The sequence below is a fragment of the Polynucleobacter sp. AP-Kaivos-20-H2 genome, from assembly GCF_018882215.1.
Lineage (GTDB): Bacteria > Pseudomonadota > Gammaproteobacteria > Burkholderiales > Burkholderiaceae > Polynucleobacter.
The window spans coordinates 150,384-168,895 of sequence record NZ_JACVOX010000001.1 but is presented as its reverse complement, the minus strand read 5'-3'; the positions used below and the strand labels follow the sequence as shown (position 1 = coordinate 168,895).

The following is an 18,512-nucleotide window of genomic DNA, read 5'->3' as shown; positions in this document are numbered from 1 at the left end:
AACTCAAGATAGGTGAAAATGAGGGTAATTATTAACCTGAAGGCGACTTAACCTGATGTTTGATCTAGAGGCACTTATCCTCTCGCTAAAGCTAGCTATTTGGACTCTGGTCCTGATCCTCCCTTTTGGAGTTTGGATGGCGCATTCGCTTCAAAGCATGGGCAAAGGCAGGTCCTGGATAGAGGCGACCCTAGCATTACCATTGGTCCTTCCCCCTACCGTTTTGGGCTATTACCTCCTCGTAGGCCTTGGAGGAAAAACGATTTTTGGAATCCCGCTGGTGTTTTCCTTCACAGGAATCCTGATTGCATCCTTGATTGTGAATTTGCCATTCGCCATTCAGCCAATACAGCGTGCCTTTGAAGCAATTAACCCTGAGATTCGGGAGGCGGCTCAGGTAAGCGGGCTATCCAAGTGGCAGATCTTTCGTTTGATTGAATTACCCCTTGCTTGGCGCGGTATTACGAGTGCAGCCGTTCTTACCTTTGCACATACCCTTGGAGAGTTTGGCGTCATCCTCATGGTTGGTGGCGCAATCCCAGGAGAAACAAAAACAGTCTCCATTGCTATATATGACAAAGTGCAAAGCTTTGATACCTCTGGTGCTGGCGCGCTGTCATTGATATTACTTTGTACCTCCCTTGTAGCGATAGCGCTTTCCTACGGCTTCTTTGGTCGTAGCCCATCGCATGCCAATCGGTGGAGTCGCTAATGCTTAAAGTAAAACTCTCCCAAGTCAACCCAAACCCCCTGCAGCTCAATATTGAATGCATCCCCGGTGAATTGCATGCCTTAGTGGGCCCCTCTGGCAGCGGTAAGACAACCGCCCTGCGCACAATCGCTGGCCTAAATAATGCTGATAGCGGAAAAATTGAATGTGATGGCAAGCTATGGTTTGAAGCAAATGAAGCGAATGGCATTACCACCTCACTAAGTCCTGCCAATCGCTCATGTGGGTTCTTATTTCAGCAGTACGCTCTGTTTCCGCATCTCACTGCGTTAGAGAATGTATGCATCCCTCTTTACAACTCAGCCGTTGATCTCTCGGAGCGCAAGGCGCAGGCTCAGCAATGGTTAGATCGCATGGGAATCGGTGAGTTAGCCAAACGCATGCCCAATCAACTCTCAGGCGGTCAACAGCAACGGGTTGCACTTGCCAGGGCATTAGCGCGATCTCCAAAAATATTACTGCTTGATGAACCCTTCTCTGCGATTGATGCCCCTACGCGTCAAGGCCTTTACAAGACACTCGCTGAACTTCGCAAAGATTTGAATATTCCTATTCTGCTAGTTACTCACGATTTAAGAGAGGCTGATTTATTGGCGGATCGCATCACCGTGATTGACCAAGGCGTGGGATTACAGACTGCACCTCCGCAAGTGCTGTTTGAAAGACCGAGAAATTCGAGGGTCGCCGAACTCGTTGGGATAAGCAATAAGTTTGAGGGCGTCTTTTCTGCCGGAAAACTCAGTTGGCACGGTTGCCAGCGCATCTTTAACGTCATCGACAAAGGCAAGATCCCGCCAAATACGCCTGTCGCTTGGGTTATCCCAGCAGACGGAATTAGTCTTCATGCATCATCTAGCTCGACATCGATTGAAGCTAAGGTTGAACAGCTTAGCGCATTAGGGCAGATTGCTGTTATCCAACTTCGCACAACTGAAGGCAATCATGCGATTACTTGGGAGGCCTCTGCTGCAGAGGTTAAGCGCCTTGCCTTGGATATAGGCAAAGAAGCTTATCTCGAAATGGATAGCGGCAAGATTCACATCATGCCTTTGCGCCCGATTAATGATCCACGTCGCTTTGCCAGCTAAGAAATTAATTACTTTTTAGCAACAAGCCCTAGAAGAGCAGACATACCGGTATGTCTTGGGCCTTCAGAAAGCTCTTTCTCGTAACTTACAAGCTCGAGTATTTCAAAGTCTTTGACGAGACCTCTAATTAACTCTTCTGTATAGAGATGCTCTATTAATGATGGGCCGCCAGTTTTGTAATCTAGTTGCTTTGGGGTATAGCCCTGCAAGATAAAAAGGCCGCCTGATTTTGTCGCCTTGTAAGCTTGCTCAAAGATTCTAGCGCGCATTGCTGGATCGGCAAATTGAATGAAGATTCCAATCACTGCGTCATAAGTATTTTCGGGCCAAGCGTAGCTATCAGTATCAGAGAATGAATAATCAACCTCGACTTGATTGTCTTTCGCGAATTGCTTTGCCTTGGCTAGAGCGATATCCGATGCATCAAATCCAACTACTTGCATACCTTGTTTAGCAAGCCAGACGCCATTGCGACCTTCGCCATCGGCAATGCACAGTACTTTATCTTGCGGCCTTAGGTATTGCTTTGTTTTTTCAACCAGATATTCATTTGGCTCTTTGCCAAAAATGAACTCTTCTTTATCGAAGCGTTCATTCCAAAATTGCGTGGCATCGGAGAAACCCATGGGCTTATCTTGATGAACTTGATTATTTTTTGAGTCCACCAACAAGATCATTCTTTAAGTCGTTAATGTTTTCAAGGCCAACCGCAATGCGCACCAAGCCATCCGAAATACCGGCGGCTTTACGAGCCTCAGGCGTTACACGGCAATGCGTTGTTGTGGCTGGGTGAGTAATAGTCGTGCGGGTATCACCCAAGTTTGCAGTAATCGAGCAAAGCTTAGTTTGGTTGATAAGTTTGAACGCAGCCTTCTTGCCACCCTTCAATGTGAAAGACACAATCGCCCCACCCTCTTTTTGCTGGCGCATTGCCAACGCATGTTGAGGATGCGATTTCAGGCCGGGATGGTAAACGCGCTCTACTCCAGATTGCTTCTCAAGCCATTGAGCCAAGGCAAGCGCATTCTGACTCTGCTGCTTCATGCGAAGCTCTAAAGTCTCCAGACCCTTGAGGAAGACCCAGGCATTAAACGCGGATAGGGTTGGGCCTGCGGTACGCACGTATGGGAAGACTTTACCCATGATGAAATCTTTGCTGCCGACAATTGCTCCACCCACTACTCGGCCTTGTCCATCTAAGTACTTAGTGGCCGAATGAATCACAACATCAGCACCAAGCGCCAATGGTTTTTGCAAAGCAGGCGTACAGAAGCAGTTATCCACTGCGAATAAGGCGCCTGCTTTTTTAGCAATCTTTGATATCGCCCTGATATCAGCAATCTCAGTTAAAGGATTGGAAGGCGTCTCTAGATAAAAAAGTTTAGTGTTTGGCTGGACAGCTGCCTGCCATGACTTAGTATCCGCCAAATCAGCATATGTTGTTGTGATGCCAAAGCGACCCAAGATATTGGTGAACAACTGAATCGTTGCGCCAAATACCGAGCGTGAGCAAACCACGTGGTCACCTGCTTGCAGATGCGCCATCGCCATTGTCAGAATGGCTGACATTCCGGAAGCGGTAGCAATACAAGCCTCACCACCCTCTAAAGCAGCCAGGCGATCTTGGAACATGCTTACGGTTGGATTAGTAAAGCGAGAATAGATAAAGCCTTGGTCAGCATGCGCAAAACCATCAGCTGCTAACTCTGCACTATCAAAACAGAAGCTAGAAGTCAGAAACATGGCTTCTGAATGTTCTTGGTATTCAGCGGTGCGACGAGTACCGGCGCGAACCGCCAAGGTCTCGAGCGCTAGCTTAGAAAAATCGGGTTTTTTACGGATAGTTTTGCTCTTCATACTGCTATTTTGACACCGAATTACGAATTTGCCTCGAGTGAGGCAAATTCCTGTCGCTTTTTAGTCTTCGGTGGCCAAATGCAGGTGGAGCTGTGAACGGGCGAAGTCGCTCGAATCCTTTTGGCGATCTGCCTTAGCGTCGGAAGTATTTCTGGCAGCCTCTAATGCATCAAGATAGGATTCAGTGATGTCGCCTGTGACGTAAAAGCCATCAAAACAAGAGGCTTCAAACTGCTTGATATTGGGATTGATATCTCTCACAGCCTGCTTCATATCTTCAACACTTTGATAGATCAGTTGATCTGCGCCAATCATCTTGTTGATTTCTTCATCAGTACGGCCATAGGCCACCAATTCGCTGCGAGTGGGCATATCAATACCGTAGACATTTGGAAAGCGTACTGGTGGCGCAGCCGATGCAAAGATCACTTTCTTGGCACCAGATTCACGAGCCATCTGCACAATCTCAAAGGATGTTGTCCCGCGAACAATGGAGTCGTCCACAATTAATACGGTCTTATCTTTAAACTCAATGCGCATGGCATTCAATTTTTGACGCACAGACTTCTTGCGAACGGCTTGGCCTGGCATGATAAAAGTACGGCCGATATAACGATTCTTAAAGAAGCCTTCACGGTAATCAACGCCTAAGTTCTTAGCTACCTGCATTGCTGCTGGACGACTTGAGTCCGGAATTGGCATCACTACATCAATCTCATCTACATTGGTTTCTTTACGAATCTTTTCAGCTAAGTAATCGCCCATACGCATACGTACGTTGTAGACAGTCACCCCATCAATGGTGGAGTCTGGACGAGCCATGTAGACGTATTCAAAAATACAAGGTGTTAACACTGCGTTTGGTACACATTGACGCGAATAGAAGTTGCCATCCAAGTCAATGTAAATTGCTTCGCCCGGATTGACGTCACGAACAAATGTAAAGCCTAAGCCCTCAAGCGCTACAGACTCAGATGCAATCATCCACTCGGGCCCTTGAGGAGTATCGATACGCCCAATACATAAAGGGCGGATACCGTATTGATCGCGGAAGGCTAATAAGCCATAGCCTGCAATCAAAGAAACTACTGCATACGAACCTTTAACGCGATTAGTTACTCCAGTAACCGCATTAAACATCGCACCCTCATCGAGAGCGGCGCTGTTGGTTTCTTTTTGCAATTCATCAGCCAAGACGTTGAGCAATACTTCCGTATCTGAGCTGGTGTTGATGTGACGACGGTCACGATAAGCCATCTCCACATGCAGACTTGGTGCATTGGTGAGATTGCCGTTATGCGCCAAGATAATGCCGTATGGTGCGCTAACATAAAATGGCTGTGCCTCTTCTTCGCTACTAGCAGAGCCAGCTGTTGGATAGCGCACTTGGCCAATGCCAGCACTACCTACTAGGCTACGCATATTGCGGGTTCTAAAGACGTCTCTGACTAAGCCATTCGCCTTATGCATAGTGAACGAATTACCGTTCATGGTTGCAATGCCTGCCGCATCTTGACCACGATGTTGCAAGAGCAACAAGGCATCATAGAGAAGTTGATTTACTGGTGAGTGAGAAACAGTTCCGACGACGCCGCACATATTTCTAGATTCCTATTGTTATTTTAGGAGTAATGGTAGGGGCAACTTTAGGCATAGCATCACCCAATTGCTTTGCCCAGTCGGCAGGAAGCCAACCTTTAATTAAACCGGTTGCCGTATCAATTGCTGGTCTGGTAACGGCATTCTTCCAGGCAATACTTTGTGGAATGGGGGTGAGTGCAGCTAAGGTGGCGAGAACCACTACGATTAACCCGCCACGAATCAAACCAAACATCAAACCCAAAAAACGGTCAGTCAAACTCAGACCAACCGACAAAATAATTTTTTGCACTACCCCGCCAAACAATCCACAAACAATCAGCGTAAGGACAAAGAGGATGAGGAAGCTCACACCAAGACTCAGCAACTCATCCAGATGAAATGTAGACAGCCATTCGGTGGAGAGGTAACTGCTGTAGTGATAAGCAACCCAAGAAGCTGCAACCCAAGAAGCTAAAGCAAGCACCTCTTTAAACAAGCCGCGTGAGATACCTACCAGGGCAGAAACCAAGAGTACAACTAGGGTGAAGTAATCCACCGATGTTAGCTTGAGGGTGGATAAATATTCCATTACTGCTTACCGGATTCGACGAGTCTTGGTGTAAGACCCATCGCCTTAATTTTCTTTTCCGCCGCTTCTGCAGCATCTTTGTCGGTGTAAGGCCCTGCGCGCAATAAATACAGCTTTATGCCATCACTACCCGTCTTATTTAGGACGTAGTTTGGAATCTTTTGATCTTTGAGTTTAGCAATCCAACCCTTAGCGCGTTCTTCCGATGCAAAGGCCCCTATTTGAATAAAATATTTACCGGAATCATTTGAGGCGGCAGATTTTGGAGCATCCTCTGCCTTAGGCTTAGCGTCTGCCTTAGGGGTGCTAGCAGCAACTACTTCTTCACCCGCCGCCAAACCTAACGTGCCAGATTTGTTTGCTGCAGGCGCTGCTGGTTTAGTGTCTGCCTTAGTTTCTACTTTTGCTTCTGGCTTTACTTCTGGCGCAGGTGCAGCGGCAACCTTAGGAGCTTCTTTAGCGGGCTCAACAGGAAATTCGGCTTTAGGTTTTTCTTCAGCCTTAGGCTCCGTACCAGGAATAGGTAAGCTGGTAACAATGTTTACTGCGATGTCGTTATATGACGCCTTTGGTTTGTTATCCAAAATACGAGGCAAGCCAATAACAGCAATTAATACGAGGACAGCGGAACCAATCAGGCGATGGCGCGCTCTTTGTTGTTCTGGATCTTCTGTGAGGGCAAGTTCTTCAGCTTCTGCTGCGCGCTGAAAACTGCGTGGGGCTGCTCGTTTGGCGGTGCGACTACCCCTTGAACCTATTTCAAGGTCATCAAACTGGGTTTTTCGCTTAAAAAAGCTTGGTAAACGAATCATGGATCAGTGGGCCTGGTTGTTTCGGTAAGTCATTACGCCTGCAACGGTATAGAAGGATCCGAAGATCACAATTCTATCACCCTCACCCGCCAAAGATAGCGCTTTTTGATACGCTAAAGCAGGTTCTGGGAGGCATTCAATCCCCCCGTCTGACCCATTTTTTGGCTTTACTCCCATAGATTCAAGCTTCTCGGCCAGGACTTTGGCACTGGCAGCTCTGGGGGTTGGTAAATCAGTACAAAACCAGAAATCTACGATGCTTAAGAGGGGTTTAATCACCCCCTCAATATCCTTGTCAGCCATAACCCCAAAAATGGCATAGGTGTAGGGGTGGTAACCCATCTTATCGAGCCCCTGAGCCAGGGTAGCAGCAGCATGGGGATTGTGAGCAACATCCAATACCACGCTAGGCTGACCCGGGAGAACCTGGAATCGGCCTGGTAGCTCGACCAAAGCAAAACCATTACGAATATCCTGGGCACTCACTGGTAAGCGCTGATGTAAGGCCATCAAGGCAGCTATTACTGCCGAGGCATTCAGAATCTGATTGGCACCTCGCAGCGCTGGGTACCCGAGCCCACTAAAGCGCTTCTTGCGCCCTGCCCAACCCCATTGCTGTTTATCGCCCTGGAAGTTGTAGTCACGCCCCTGTAACCAGAGATCGCATCCTAACTTTTCAGCATGATCAATTAGTGATTGTGGTGGTACAGGATCACCGCACACCGCGATATGTCCTGGACGGAAAATACCGGCCTTTTCTAGGCCAATGGCTTCGCGTGTGCCACCCAAAAAATCCGCATGATCGATATCGATACTAGTCACGATTGCGCAATCAGCATCAACGATGTTGACAGCATCTAAGCGACCACCCATTCCCACTTCCAAGACAACCGCATCTAAATTGGACTTAGCAAACAGATGCATGATGGCTAAGGTGGTGAACTCAAAATACGTTAAGGTTGGCGCATCGACTAGACTCACCCGAGCCTCTTCGACAGCAGCAAAATGCTCAAGCAAGAGATTGTCTTTGACATCTTCACCATTGATGCGAGCACGCTCATTGAATTTGAGTAAATGTGGAGAGGTATGGCAACCGACTCTATAGCCAGAAGCCAACAGAATGCTCTCCAGAAATGCACAGGTCGAGCCTTTGCCATTTGTGCCGGCAACCGTAATTACTGGGCAATCAAAATGGAGATCTAATGCAGCCTTCACGCGATTGATGCGCTCAAGCCCCATGTCTATGCCAACGGGGTGAGCAGTTTCGAGGTGGCTAAGCCAAGCCTCTAGGCTAGGAAATAATATGGGGGCTTGGTATGCTGAGCTCAAGCGCTTAAACGACTGCGCTACCCGCGATAGCAGGCTCAGGAAGCTTTTGCAACAATGCAAGTAAACGCGCAATTTCACCGCGGATCTGACGACGATCAACAATCATATCGATACCGCCCTTTTGCATCAGGAACTCAGATCTTTGGAATCCTTCGGGCAATTTTTCGCGAACAGTTTGTTCAATCACGCGTGGGCCAGCAAATCCAATCAAGGCTTTTGGCTCAGCCATGACTACATCACCCATGAAGGCAAAGCTGGCAGAAATGCCGCCCATCGTCGGATCAGTAAGCACGCTAATGTAAGGCAAGCCTTTTTTAGCTAACAAGGTCAACATCGAGTTAGTCTTCGCCATTTGGAAAAGTGATAACAAGCTTTCTTGCATACGCGCACCGCCAGTAGCAGTGACACAAATGAAGGCGCACTTCTTATTAATTGCCTCTTGTACTCCGCGGGCAAAACGCTCACCCACTACAGAGCCCATCGAACCACCCATGTATTGGAATTCGAAACAAGCAGCTACTACAGGAATGGCTTCAATCTTGCCGCCCATCACAATCAAGGCTTCAGATTCACCAGAAGCATCATTCGCTTCTTTAATACGATCTGGGTATTTTTTTGAGTCTTTAAATTTAAGCGGGTCAATTGGATAGATATCAGCACCGATTTCGTAGCGGCCTTTTTCATCCAACAAGCTATCTAAGCGTAGACGCGCTCCGATACGCATGTGATGACTACATTTTGGGCATACCGATAAATTAGCTTCAATGTCGGTGCTGTACAGAACAGTTTCACAACTGGGGCACTTAACCCACAATCCCTCAGGTACCGACTTGCGATTTGCAGGATCAGTATGTTGTATTTGGGGTGGGAGTAATTTATCTATCCAGCTCATTAGTTTTTAGCTATCCAATGCGTCGCGTATCTCACGAATGAAGATTTCCAGTGATTGTACCGCCTGCCCAGGGGGCGCATCCTCTAAAAGACGAATGATTCGGCTGCCGATCACCACTGCATCAGCACTTACCGACACCGCCTTCGCGCTAGCTGCATCGCTAATTCCAAAGCCTACAGCAATCGGAATATCCGTCTCTTCACGAATTTTTGGGATGATGCTGGCCACATCCTGAGTATTGAGGTTTGAGGCGCCAGTAACCCCTCTCATAGAAACATAATAGATATAACCAGAAGCTATTTTGGCCGCCTCTTTAATGCGCTCATGTGATGAAGTAGGCGCTAATAAGAAAATCGGGTCAATACCGGCAACGCGCATACGAGCGGCAAAGTCCACACACTCTTCTGGCGGGTAATCTACTACGAGAACACCATCGACACCAGCAGCCTTCGCTTCGGTTGCAAAACGCTCTGCCCCCATTTGCTCTACTGGGTTTGCATAACCCATCAAAACAACTGGTGTATTAGCATCCTGTTTGCGAAACTCTTTCACCATCTCTAAGCAGCTATGCAAAGTGACGCCTTGAGTCAGTGCGCGTTCCGATGATCTCTGAATGACAGGACCATCAGCCATTGGATCTGAAAACGGCACACCTAATTCAATCACACTTGAGCCGCCACGAACCAATGCATGCATGAGTTCAACGGTTTGTTTAGGATCTGGATCACCAGCAGTAATAAAAGGAATCAATCCTTTCTTACCTGTTGCTTTTAGCTCCTTGAAGAGCGCAGTAATTTTTGACATAACTCTTTCTTAACCTTCTGAACCTGTTGCCTGCGCAACGGTATGCATATCCTTATCACCACGGCCAGAGAGGTTGACCAAGATCGTCTTGTCTTTAGGCAAAGTCTTAGCAAGCTTGCAGGCATAGGCAATAGCATGAGATGACTCGAGCGCGGGAATGATGCCTTCAATCTGACAGCAATCATGGAATGCTTGGAGCGCCTCTTCATCTGTAATCGCCACATAGTCTGCGCGACCAGAATCTTTTAGCCATGCATGCTCAGGGCCAACGCCTGGGTAATCCATGCCAGCAGAAACAGAATGTGTTTCAGAGATCTGGCCATTCTTATCTTGCAATAAATAAGTACGGTTGCCGTGTAACACGCCAGGCGTACCAACGCACAAAGCTGCTGAATGCAAACCACTTCCCAGACCATGTCCTGCAGCTTCAACACCAACGAGTTTCACTTCCGGGAAATCAATATAAGGATAAAAAATACCCATCGCATTAGAGCCGCCGCCAACACAAGCTAAAACATAGTCAGGTTGACGACCGGTCATCTCTGGCATCTGTACTTTGCACTCTTCACCAATCACACTCTGAAAATCTCTCACCATCATTGGATAAGGATGTGGTCCTGCGACGGTGCCGATGATGTAGAAGGTGTTATCCACATTCGTCACCCAATCGCGCATCGCTTCATTGAGCGCATCTTTCAGGGTCTTGGTACCAGATTCCACTGGAACTACCTTTGCGCCAAGTAACTTCATGCGGAATACGTTTTGCGCCTGACGGGCTACGTCCACAGAGCCTTGATAGACCGTGCAGTCTAAGCCAAAGCGAGCGCAGATCGTTGCTGTAGCAACACCGTGCTGCCCTGCCCCTGTCTCAGCAATAATGCGAGGCTTACCCATGCGCTTGGCCAACATCGCTTGACCAATCACGTTATTAATCTTGTGTGCGCCAGTGTGATTTAAATCTTCACGCTTCAGGTAGATTTGTGCACCACCCAGCATTTCGCTCCAACGCTTAGCGTGATAAACCGGTGAAGGTCTACCAACAAAATGTTTAAGCTCGTAATGAAACTCTTCAATGAATTCTGGATCGTGTTGATACTTTGCATAAGCTTCTTTAAGCTCATCTAAGGCAAACATCAATGTCTCAGAAACAAACACGCCGCCGTAAGGACCGAAGTGTCCTCGTGCATCTGGCTTGTCGTACATAGCTACCTCTTTTGATTTATCTACAGCAAATTATTGGGATGATGCTTTGGCATCCGCTGCGCGCACTGCTTGAACAAATTGGGCCATGAGCGCAGGATCTTTAACACCCCTGCTGCTTTCTACGCCACTACTGACGTCAACCGCGCAAGGATGCAGGCGTGCAATGGCCTCGCCCACGTTGTGCGTGTTCAATCCACCACTCAAAACGACCCGAGGCGCGTTTTCGCTTACCCATGTCTGTGGAATCCCCTGCCAATCAAAAGGAACGCCCCCGCCACCGTATCCCTCAACCAGGGCATCCAGCAGAAAAGCGTTTGCATCCCCATATTGTAGGGAAAAATCGTCAAAAGCGAAGCCAGTTCCTACACGAGCAGCCTTCATCCAAGGCTCGCCTGCAGCAAGCTGGGCACAGCGCTCTGGGGTCTCATCCCCATGAAACTGCCATAAGGTGATCGAGGCGGCAGCCCGAATTGCGGCAAATTGCTCATCTGTAGCATTTACAACCAATCCAACGGCATCTACCCCTGCTGGGAGCCTAGAGATAAGTTGGGCTGCGATATTGGGGCTCACAGCCCTCACGCTAGGGGGATAAAAGACGAAGCCAACAGCGTCCACCCCCGCAGAAACAGCGGAATCGATGTCAGCAGCCGTTTTTAAGCCACAGATTTTGACCCTAGTTCGGTCCGGAGAATATGTCAGTAAGCCCATAAATGAATGATAAGGCCAAGGGCCTTTATTTCCCTTGCGCTCTCTTTTGTTTCCCAATGACCTGATCTGGCAGCCAGGAGTTTTCCAACCAAGGCTGGGGGATGGCAAATTCGTCCGGATAAGTGATTTTTGCCAAATACAGGCCATCGGCCATAAAAGTAGGAGCGGCGATTTGTCTATTCTTAGCAGCCAAGACTTCGGCCATCCACTCCGGCTTTTGTCTACCCTGACCAATTTGCAAAAAACAGCCGACTACATTGCGGATCATGTGATGCAAAAAAGCATTTCCCCGAATTCGGAAATACAGCCATGGTTGCTCAGAAATAATCTCAATGGAGTAAATCGTTTTAACCGGTGTTTTGCTCTGGCACTCGGATGAGCGAAAAGAACTGAAGTCGTGTTCGCCAATCAAGCACTCAGCTGATTTTTTCATAGCCTCGACATCAAGCCATTGATTTTGGGGTACCAGTAAGTAACCTGCGCGTGAGTGCGACATCGGCGAACGACAGGGCCCCGCTTGCAAGGCATAAATATATTCGCGCTCATAAGCAGAGAAGCGCGCACTGAACTGATCAGAAACTGGCTTTGCCCAGTTAATAACAATCGATGGCGGCAAGAATGAGTTCACACCCCTTACCCATGAAAAGTCTTCACGCTCAACATTAGTATCAAAGTGCACAACCTGCCCTAAGGCATGAACACCGGTGTCGGTTCTTCCTGCAGTAATTGTATGAATGGGATGTTCTGCACAAGCCTGCTCACCAACAAAGGCTGTAATCGCCTTTTCTAATTCATCTTGTACTGTGTTGTGATTAACTTGGGTTTGCCAGCCGGAATAGGGGCTGCCGTCATACTGAAGGCCAAGGGCTATGCGCATGGTTTAGGTATTGCGGTGCGAGATCTCTGCCAACAAGCCTTGCGCTTCAATGGTGATTTCCGGATCAACAGAATTACTAATACGAAGCACTTCATCCAAAGAATTTTTAGCTGCAGAGAAATCTTCAATCGTGATGTAAGCACGCGCTAAATTCAATTTGACACGCAAGGTATCTGCAAGTGGATTTGACGCTGGGGTAGCAGTTATTACGGGGACCTCTTCTGCGGGTTTTGAAAGATCAAGATCAATACCATCAAACAATGCCTTTGCGCGAGCTGGCATTTCAAAATGAGCGCTGGTTGCAGGTTTCTCATCTTTAACAGCATGATGTACATCCGCATGAAAGCTTGGCGTCTCTGAGCGACGCGCATTACGAGCTAAGCCCCAGAGCAATAAACCAGTGAAACCTATTAAGGTTACAGCCAGTATCGCTGGTCCCAAGCCACCTAGGCCAAAGTTATTGTCGACTGCTTTTTTCCCCTTAGATTTGTCCAAGAGTTTTTGCAAGTCGGTAATATTCTTTTCTAACTCAGCAACACGAGCTTTAGTCTGCTCCAGCATCTTCTCTTGGGCTACTAACTCTTCCGTGTAGCGACGTTCTTGCTCATTGCCCTCAGCGCTTGAACCAATCTTCAGACGATCCTTAGGAGATGCTTCAGTCGTTTTAGAGTTCGTAGATTTTGATACGCTTGAGACCCCGTCCTTGTCCTCGCGCTCTTGACGCCATTGCTGATTAGCATCTGTAACAAACTGATTTGCCTCTGCCGGACTAATGGAGCGTAGCAGCGCTTGGCTTGGCTTAGATAACTCAACGCCAGCAGCTAAGCGATTGATACTTCCACTGGCAAACGCATCGGGGTTAGCTTTATACAAAGCCATCATGGTTTGATCTAAGGTTGCACCATCCAATTGGGGCGCAAATATAACAGCAATTTCAGATAAGGCCTGCCCAGGCTTTACTGTTACCTTCTGCACGTCACCGAGTAACAATGTAAATGTCTTAGTAAGGCTACCGCTGGACCAATTCAGATTGACCAATACATCCAAAAATGGATCATCGGCCATCGGAACTGAATTCACAGTCTCGACCAACACCATGAGTTGTTCTTGGCGATTACGGTAAACCATCGCCTGTGGATTCAATTCTAGAATCTTTTGGGAAATGCCTAAGCGCTCATAAGATGCCTTGTTAGGCATTACCACATTCAGGCTAGATAAAGCACCTTGCTCATCCGCTCTAACTCGAATAGGGATCTCTACTCGTAATGGCTCACCAGGGCGGGACTGAAGTTGCGGAACGCCTAAGGTAATAGCGTTAGCAACGGATGTCCAGCCAAGCAAAACAACACATAGGAGCTTTAAGCCGAGGTGGTTTGTCGTAAACATAAACGGTGGATTACTTCTCAAGCAGAATGCAAAGCATGCGGCGCAATGGCTCAGCAGCACCCCATAAGAGTTGGTCGCCAACAGTAAAAGCGCCCAAATACTCTGGGCCCATTGCCATCTTATGTAAACGGCCAATAGGTACAGTCAATGTACCGCTGACAGCAGCAGGAGATAAATCACGCTCGGTAGTTTCACGATCATTCGGAACTACTTTGACCCACTGATTATCTGCAGCCAAAATCGCTTCGATTTCTTTCAGTGGAATATCTTTTTTGAGCTTCACAGTCAAACCTTGTGAATGGCAACGCATCGCACCCACACGAACGCACAAACCATCGATTGGAATACTGCCAGGTGTGCGGAATGCAGGACGACCTAAGATCTTATTGAACTCAGCGCCACCCTTCCACTCTTCTTTAGTTTGACCATTTTCAACAGGTACATCGATCCATGGAATCAGGCTACCCGCTAAAGCGGTGTTACGGAAATTCTTTTTCGGAAAATCAGCAGAACGCAATGTCTCAGTAACCTTGCGGTCAATATCGAGAATCCAAGAGGATGGATCAGCCAACTCAGTAGCTACGCTGTCACGCAAAGCACCCATCTGCAGCAATAGCTCGCGCATGTTTTGAGCGCCAGCACCAGAAGCTGCTTGATAAGTCATAGCGCTTATCCACTCAACCATGTCAGCCTTAACCAAGCCGCCCATAGCCATCATCATCAAACTCACAGTGCAATTAGCGCCGATCCAATTCTTCCCACCAGAAGCCAAAGCCTTATCAATCACCGGGCGGTTAACAGGATCTAAAACCAATACTGCGTCATCCTTCATACGCAATGCACTAGCAGCATCAATCCAATGACCATTCCACCCTGCTGCACGAAGCTTAGGGAAGATGTCATTGGTGTAATCGCCACCTTGGCAAGTCAAAATGATGTCGCAGCGTGAAAGTGCCTTAATGTCGTTTGCATCTTGCAAAGTGCTTTCGCTTTTAGTCACTTTTTGACCATTAAGCAAAGGCACTTCACCACCCGCTTGGCTGGTACTAAAAAATACAGGTTCGATTAGGTCGAAGTCTTTTTCAGCGAGCATGCGCTCCATGAGAACACTGCCAACCATACCGCGCCAGCCAACTAAACCAACCAAAGGTGTTTTTGAATTTGCCATGATGAACTATCTAGTGAATGTGTTTGTTTTGTTTCTTGTTTTGTTTCTTTTTTTGCTTCTGCTTATTTCAAGTCAATATCTTACGCAAGCGCTGCAACTACAGCATCGCCCATTTCAACCGTTGATACTTTTTTCGTGCCTTCGGTATAGATGTCTGCTGTTCTTAAACCTTGCGCTAAGACTTTTTGCACTGCTTTTTCAATGCGATCTGCTTCTGCAGGCATACCTAATGAATAACGCAACATCATTGCTGCAGACAAAATGGTTGCCAATGGATTGGCGATACCCTTACCAGCGATATCCGGCGCAGAACCATGGCTAGGCTCATACAAGCCCTTATTGTTCTTATCTAAAGATGCAGATGGCAACATGCCGATAGAGCCAGTCAACATCGCAGCTTCATCAGACAAGATGTCGCCAAATAGATTGCCGGTTACCACCACATCAAATGCTTTAGGCGCTTTAACTAACTGCATTGCAGCGTTATCCACATACATATGCGATAACTCAACATCTGGGTAGTCTTTAGAAACCCGAATCATGACTTCACGCCAAAGCTGAGAAGTCTCTAATACGTTTGCCTTGTCTACGCTGCACACTTTTTTACCGCGCTTGCGTGCTGCCTCAAAAGCAACATGTCCAATGCGCTCTACTTCTGGCTCGCTGTAATGCATAGTGTCAAAACCTTCACGAGCGCCCTTGAACAAGGGCAACTCTGAAGTGCGAATACCGCGTGGCTGACCAAAGTAAATATCGCCATTGAGCTCACGCACAATCAAGATATCCAAGCCGCCAATGATTTCTGGCTTAAGGCTGGATGCAGCAGTGAGCTCTGGGTAACAAATGGCTGGCCTGAAATTAGCAAACAACTCGAGGTGTTTACGTAAACCCAAGATAGCCTGCTCCGGACGTAGTTCACGTGCAAGCGTGTCGTATTTCCAATCACCTACTGCGCCAAACAAAATAGCATCCGCTTTTTTAGCGAGCTCTAGGGTGGCTGGTGGCAAAGGATGTCCAGCGACGTCATAAGCTGCTCCGCCTACGGGAGCTTCTTCTAAATCAAACTTTGGGCCAAGCGCTTGGAGCACTCGAACAGCTTGAGCAACGATTTCCGGGCCGATACCATCGCCCGGTAGAACTGCAATTTTCATGAAAGGCCCTTAAATCAACTAAATTACGGCAATTGTGTCGCAAGCCAAGGCATTTTTAGAATGCGCTCGGCTTCATAAGCCTTGATTTTATCTGCATGTTGCAGGGTTAGGCCAATATCGTCTAAGCCGTTAAGAAGGCAATACTTTCTAAATGGGGCCACTTCGAAGCTATAAGCAGTGCCATCGGGGGCAATAACCTGCTGTGCCGCTAGATCAATTGTTAATTGATAGCCGTTAAACGCTTGGGTTTCATTAAAAAGATGATCAACCTGCATTTCAGTCAAGACAATCGGCAAAACACCGTTTTTGAAGCAATTGTTGTAGAAGATATCTGCAAAACTAGGCGCAATCACCGCTCTAAAGCCAAATTGATCCAAGGCCCAGGGTGCATGCTCACGGGAACTGCCGCAGCCAAAGTTCTTACGAGCCAACAGAATGCCAGCACCTTTGTAACGGGGTTGATTGAGAACAAAGTCTGGGTTAATGGGACGTGTACTGCAATCTTGACCAGGTTCACCATGATCGAGGTAGCGCCATTCATCAAACAGGTTTTGACCAAAGCCAGTCTTCTTGATTGATTTTAGAAACTGCTTCGGAATAATGGCATCGGTATCCACGTTCTCGCGATTAAGCGGAGCAACTAAACCTTTGTATACCGTAAATTTTTCCATGATTCGACTTTTACTCTATTTACTCTGAATGTTTACTTCACAGGGGTAATAACAACATCCTTACCCTTGGTTTGAGATTGATTGTTTTGCTGTGTATTACTTGATCCACCCATGGAAGTTCCCATGTTCTGCAAGTCTTTACCAACACCTTCCATAGTGCTGCTACATGCAGAAATAATGAATCCAGCGATGCCAATAATTGCGAGTCTAGAAATTAAACAAAGTGAAGAAAATTTCATTAATTAGTTTCCTTATGAAATCTTACGTACGTCAACAAAGTGACCTTCGATCGCTGCAGCAGCTGCCATCGCAGGGCTAACCAAATGTGTGCGGCCACCATTGCCTTGACGACCTTCGAAGTTGCGATTCGATGTTGAGGCACAACGCTCTCCTGGCTCCAAGCGATCGGCATTCATCGCCAAGCACATTGAGCAACCAGGCTCACGCCATTCAAAACCAGCAGCCTTGAATATACGATCCAGACCTTCACGCTCTGCTTGCGCTTTGACTAAGCCAGAACCAGGAACAACTAACGCCAACTTCACATTAGCAGCTACTTTCTTACCTAGACGATCGACCACCTTAGCAGCAGCACGCATATCTTCAATGCGACTGTTAGTGCATGAGCCGATAAATACTTTATCCACAGAGATACTGCTTAGAGGAGTGTTTGGCGTAAGGTTCATGTACTCCAAAGCACGTTCCATTGCGGAGCGCTTGTTTGGATCACGTTCTTTTTCTGGGTCAGGAACACGCTCACTAATCGCAAGCACCATTTCTGGTGAAGTTCCCCAGGTAACCTGTGGAGCGATTTCTTCTGCACGCAATTCAATTACGGCATCAAACTTTGCATCAGGATCTGAATGCAAGGTTCTCCAATATTGCAAAGCTTGCAACATCGCTGGGCCCTTAGGCGCATATGGACGACCCTGAATATATTCAATTGTAGTTTCATCTACAGCAACTAAACCAGCGCGCGCGCCAGCTTCAATCGCCATATTGCAGATAGTCATACGACCTTCCATTGAAAGGTTGCGAATGGCTTCGCCAGCAAACTCAATGGTGTAACCCGTACCGCCTGCAGTACCAATCTTGCCAATCACAGCGAGAACGATGTCCTTAGCAGTAGAGCCTGGTTGCAAGCGACCAGCAACACGCACCAGCATATTTTTGCTCTTCTTCATGAGCAAAGTTTGGGTTGCCAATACGTGCTCGACTTCCGAAGTGCCAATACCAAACGCCAAAGCACCAAAAGCACCATGCGTACTAGTATGCGAATCACCACAAACCACGGTCATGCCAGGCAAAGTTGCACCCTGCTCTGGTCCGATGACATGAACAATCCCTTGGCGGGTGTCGTTCATCTTGTATTGGGTAATCCCGAAGGCATCGCAGTTTTGATCCAAAGTATCTACTTGCAACTTGGATATCGGATCAGTAATTCCTTCGGAGCGATCAGTCGTTGGTACGTTGTGATCAGAAACTGCCAAATTAGCGGAGATACGCCAAACTGGACGACCAGCCAAATTCAAACCTTCAAATGCCTGAGGACTAGTTACCTCATGCAGCAATTGACGATCAATATAAATCGTGGCTGTGCCATCCTCTTCAGAGTAAACAACGTGGTCATCCCACAATTTGTCATAAAGCGTACGAGACATGAGAG

General features: G+C 47.5%; 19 protein-coding genes. 2 read left to right on the top strand and 17 right to left on the bottom strand.

All coding sequences use genetic code 11. The features are described 5' to 3' along the window. Positions 1-55 precede the first annotated feature (55 nt). Positions 56-712, top strand: a complete 657-nt coding sequence (gene modB / locus ICE89_RS00805; RefSeq protein ID WP_216264304.1) for a molybdate ABC transporter permease subunit — start codon at positions 56-58, stop codon at positions 710-712. Then, positions 712-1,818 carry an ABC transporter ATP-binding protein gene (locus ICE89_RS00800; protein WP_216264303.1) on the top strand — a complete coding sequence of 369 codons (1,107 nt, stop codon included), beginning with the start codon at positions 712-714 and terminating at the stop codon, positions 1,816-1,818. Before modB ends, ICE89_RS00800 begins: the two co-directional genes overlap by 1 nt. 8 nt (positions 1,819-1,826) lie before the next feature. On the opposite strand, the gene ICE89_RS00795 is transcribed toward ICE89_RS00800, so the two are convergent. The 17 genes from ICE89_RS00795 to leuC all read right to left on the bottom strand — a co-directional run bounded on the left by ICE89_RS00795 (position 1,827) and on the right by leuC (position 18,507). Further along, on the bottom strand, positions 1,827-2,483 hold the full coding sequence (locus ICE89_RS00795; protein ID WP_370625306.1) for a class I SAM-dependent methyltransferase: 657 nt from the start codon (positions 2,481-2,483) through the stop codon (positions 1,827-1,829). Continuing rightward, positions 2,467-3,675 (bottom strand): O-succinylhomoserine sulfhydrylase, encoded by a 1,209-nt coding sequence (locus tag ICE89_RS00790; RefSeq protein ID WP_216264302.1) that lies wholly within the window; start codon positions 3,673-3,675, stop codon positions 2,467-2,469. The genes ICE89_RS00795 and ICE89_RS00790 overlap by 17 nt, the downstream gene beginning before the upstream one ends. Positions 3,676-3,735: 60 nt before the next feature. Then, positions 3,736-5,274 (bottom strand): amidophosphoribosyltransferase, encoded by a 1,539-nt coding sequence (gene purF / locus ICE89_RS00785; RefSeq protein ID WP_216264301.1) that lies wholly within the window; start codon positions 5,272-5,274, stop codon positions 3,736-3,738. Between the two features lie 4 nt (positions 5,275-5,278). Beyond that, a complete protein-coding gene (locus ICE89_RS00780) occupies positions 5,279-5,845 on the bottom strand; it encodes a CvpA family protein (RefSeq protein ID WP_216264300.1) in 567 nt (188 codons plus the stop codon). Continuing rightward, positions 5,845-6,657 (bottom strand): SPOR domain-containing protein, encoded by an 813-nt coding sequence (locus tag ICE89_RS00775; RefSeq protein ID WP_216264299.1) that lies wholly within the window; start codon positions 6,655-6,657, stop codon positions 5,845-5,847. Before ICE89_RS00775 ends, ICE89_RS00780 begins: the two co-directional genes overlap by 1 nt. A gap of 3 nt (positions 6,658-6,660) precedes the next feature. After that, on the bottom strand, positions 6,661-7,986 hold the full coding sequence (gene folC, locus ICE89_RS00770) for a bifunctional tetrahydrofolate synthase/dihydrofolate synthase (RefSeq protein WP_216264298.1): 1,326 nt from the start codon (positions 7,984-7,986) through the stop codon (positions 6,661-6,663). A 4-nt stretch (positions 7,987-7,990) separates the two neighbouring features. Further along, positions 7,991-8,878, bottom strand: a complete 888-nt coding sequence (gene accD, locus ICE89_RS00765) for an acetyl-CoA carboxylase, carboxyltransferase subunit beta (RefSeq protein ID WP_216264297.1) — start codon at positions 8,876-8,878, stop codon at positions 7,991-7,993. Between the two features lie 6 nt (positions 8,879-8,884). After that, positions 8,885-9,682: a tryptophan synthase subunit alpha gene (gene trpA / locus ICE89_RS00760; protein ID WP_216263039.1), complete on the bottom strand. Its 798-nt coding sequence runs from the start codon at positions 9,680-9,682 to the stop codon at positions 8,885-8,887. 9 nt (positions 9,683-9,691) lie between these two features. Next, complete coding sequence (gene trpB, locus ICE89_RS00755) at positions 9,692-10,885, bottom strand: tryptophan synthase subunit beta (RefSeq protein ID WP_215363289.1); 1,194 nt, start codon at positions 10,883-10,885, stop codon at positions 9,692-9,694. A 30-nt stretch (positions 10,886-10,915) separates the two neighbouring features. Continuing rightward, positions 10,916-11,593: a phosphoribosylanthranilate isomerase gene (locus tag ICE89_RS00750; protein ID WP_216263038.1), complete on the bottom strand. Its 678-nt coding sequence runs from the start codon at positions 11,591-11,593 to the stop codon at positions 10,916-10,918. 25 nt (positions 11,594-11,618) lie between these two features. Beyond that, positions 11,619-12,470, bottom strand: coding sequence for a tRNA pseudouridine(38-40) synthase TruA (gene truA, locus ICE89_RS00745; protein WP_216263037.1), 852 nt, complete (start codon positions 12,468-12,470; stop codon positions 11,619-11,621). Between the two features lie 3 nt (positions 12,471-12,473). After that, complete coding sequence (locus ICE89_RS00740; RefSeq protein ID WP_216263036.1) at positions 12,474-13,856, bottom strand: FimV/HubP family polar landmark protein; 1,383 nt, start codon at positions 13,854-13,856, stop codon at positions 12,474-12,476. A gap of 10 nt (positions 13,857-13,866) precedes the next feature. Beyond that, the gene (asd, locus tag ICE89_RS00735; protein WP_216264296.1) at positions 13,867-15,024 is read right to left on the bottom strand and encodes an aspartate-semialdehyde dehydrogenase; all 1,158 of its coding nucleotides are present in this window, start codon (positions 15,022-15,024) and stop codon (positions 13,867-13,869) included. A gap of 80 nt (positions 15,025-15,104) precedes the next feature. Further along, entirely contained in the window at positions 15,105-16,175 is a 1,071-nt protein-coding gene (leuB, locus tag ICE89_RS00730) for a 3-isopropylmalate dehydrogenase (RefSeq protein ID WP_216263034.1), read from the bottom strand. Between the two features lie 23 nt (positions 16,176-16,198). Beyond that, positions 16,199-16,846 carry a 3-isopropylmalate dehydratase small subunit gene (gene leuD, locus ICE89_RS00725; RefSeq protein WP_215363275.1) on the bottom strand — a complete coding sequence of 216 codons (648 nt, stop codon included), beginning with the start codon at positions 16,844-16,846 and terminating at the stop codon, positions 16,199-16,201. A 32-nt stretch (positions 16,847-16,878) separates the two neighbouring features. After that, complete coding sequence (locus ICE89_RS00720; protein ID WP_216263033.1) at positions 16,879-17,085, bottom strand: hypothetical protein; 207 nt, start codon at positions 17,083-17,085, stop codon at positions 16,879-16,881. Positions 17,086-17,097: 12 nt separating this feature from the next. After that, positions 17,098-18,507, bottom strand: a complete 1,410-nt coding sequence (gene leuC / locus ICE89_RS00715) for a 3-isopropylmalate dehydratase large subunit (RefSeq protein ID WP_216263032.1) — start codon at positions 18,505-18,507, stop codon at positions 17,098-17,100. Between the last annotated feature and the right edge of the window lie 5 nt (positions 18,508-18,512).

Excerpts from the sequence above, each read along its gene's own strand:
- ICE89_RS00775 (WP_216264299.1), bottom strand. The coding sequence starts at position 6,657 with ATGATTCGTTTACCAAGCTTTTTTAAGCGAAAAACCCAGTTTGATGAC.
- asd (WP_216264296.1), bottom strand. The coding sequence starts at position 15,024 with ATGGCAAATTCAAAAACACCTTTGGTTGGTTTAGTTGGCTGGCGCGGT.
- leuC (WP_216263032.1), bottom strand. The coding sequence starts at position 18,507 with ATGTCTCGTACGCTTTATGACAAATTGTGGGATGACCACGTTGTTTAC.
- ICE89_RS00750 (WP_216263038.1), bottom strand. The coding sequence starts at position 11,593 with ATGGGCTTACTGACATATTCTCCGGACCGAACTAGGGTCAAAATCTGT.
- ICE89_RS00780 (WP_216264300.1), bottom strand. The coding sequence starts at position 5,845 with ATGGAATATTTATCCACCCTCAAGCTAACATCGGTGGATTACTTCACC.
- ICE89_RS00720 (WP_216263033.1), bottom strand. The coding sequence starts at position 17,085 with ATGAAATTTTCTTCACTTTGTTTAATTTCTAGACTCGCAATTATTGGC.
- purF (WP_216264301.1), bottom strand. The coding sequence starts at position 5,274 with ATGTGCGGCGTCGTCGGAACTGTTTCTCACTCACCAGTAAATCAACTT.
- trpB (WP_215363289.1), bottom strand. The coding sequence starts at position 10,885 with ATGTACGACAAGCCAGATGCACGAGGACACTTCGGTCCTTACGGCGGC.
- leuB (WP_216263034.1), bottom strand. The coding sequence starts at position 16,175 with ATGAAAATTGCAGTTCTACCGGGCGATGGTATCGGCCCGGAAATCGTT.
- ICE89_RS00790 (WP_216264302.1), bottom strand. The coding sequence starts at position 3,675 with ATGAAGAGCAAAACTATCCGTAAAAAACCCGATTTTTCTAAGCTAGCG.
- ICE89_RS00740 (WP_216263036.1), bottom strand. The coding sequence starts at position 13,856 with ATGTTTACGACAAACCACCTCGGCTTAAAGCTCCTATGTGTTGTTTTG.
- modB (WP_216264304.1), top strand. The coding sequence starts at position 56 with ATGTTTGATCTAGAGGCACTTATCCTCTCGCTAAAGCTAGCTATTTGG.
- leuD (WP_215363275.1), bottom strand. The coding sequence starts at position 16,846 with ATGGAAAAATTTACGGTATACAAAGGTTTAGTTGCTCCGCTTAATCGC.
- ICE89_RS00800 (WP_216264303.1), top strand. The coding sequence starts at position 712 with ATGCTTAAAGTAAAACTCTCCCAAGTCAACCCAAACCCCCTGCAGCTC.
- truA (WP_216263037.1), bottom strand. The coding sequence starts at position 12,470 with ATGCGCATAGCCCTTGGCCTTCAGTATGACGGCAGCCCCTATTCCGGC.
- trpA (WP_216263039.1), bottom strand. The coding sequence starts at position 9,682 with ATGTCAAAAATTACTGCGCTCTTCAAGGAGCTAAAAGCAACAGGTAAG.
- accD (WP_216264297.1), bottom strand. The coding sequence starts at position 8,878 with ATGAGCTGGATAGATAAATTACTCCCACCCCAAATACAACATACTGAT.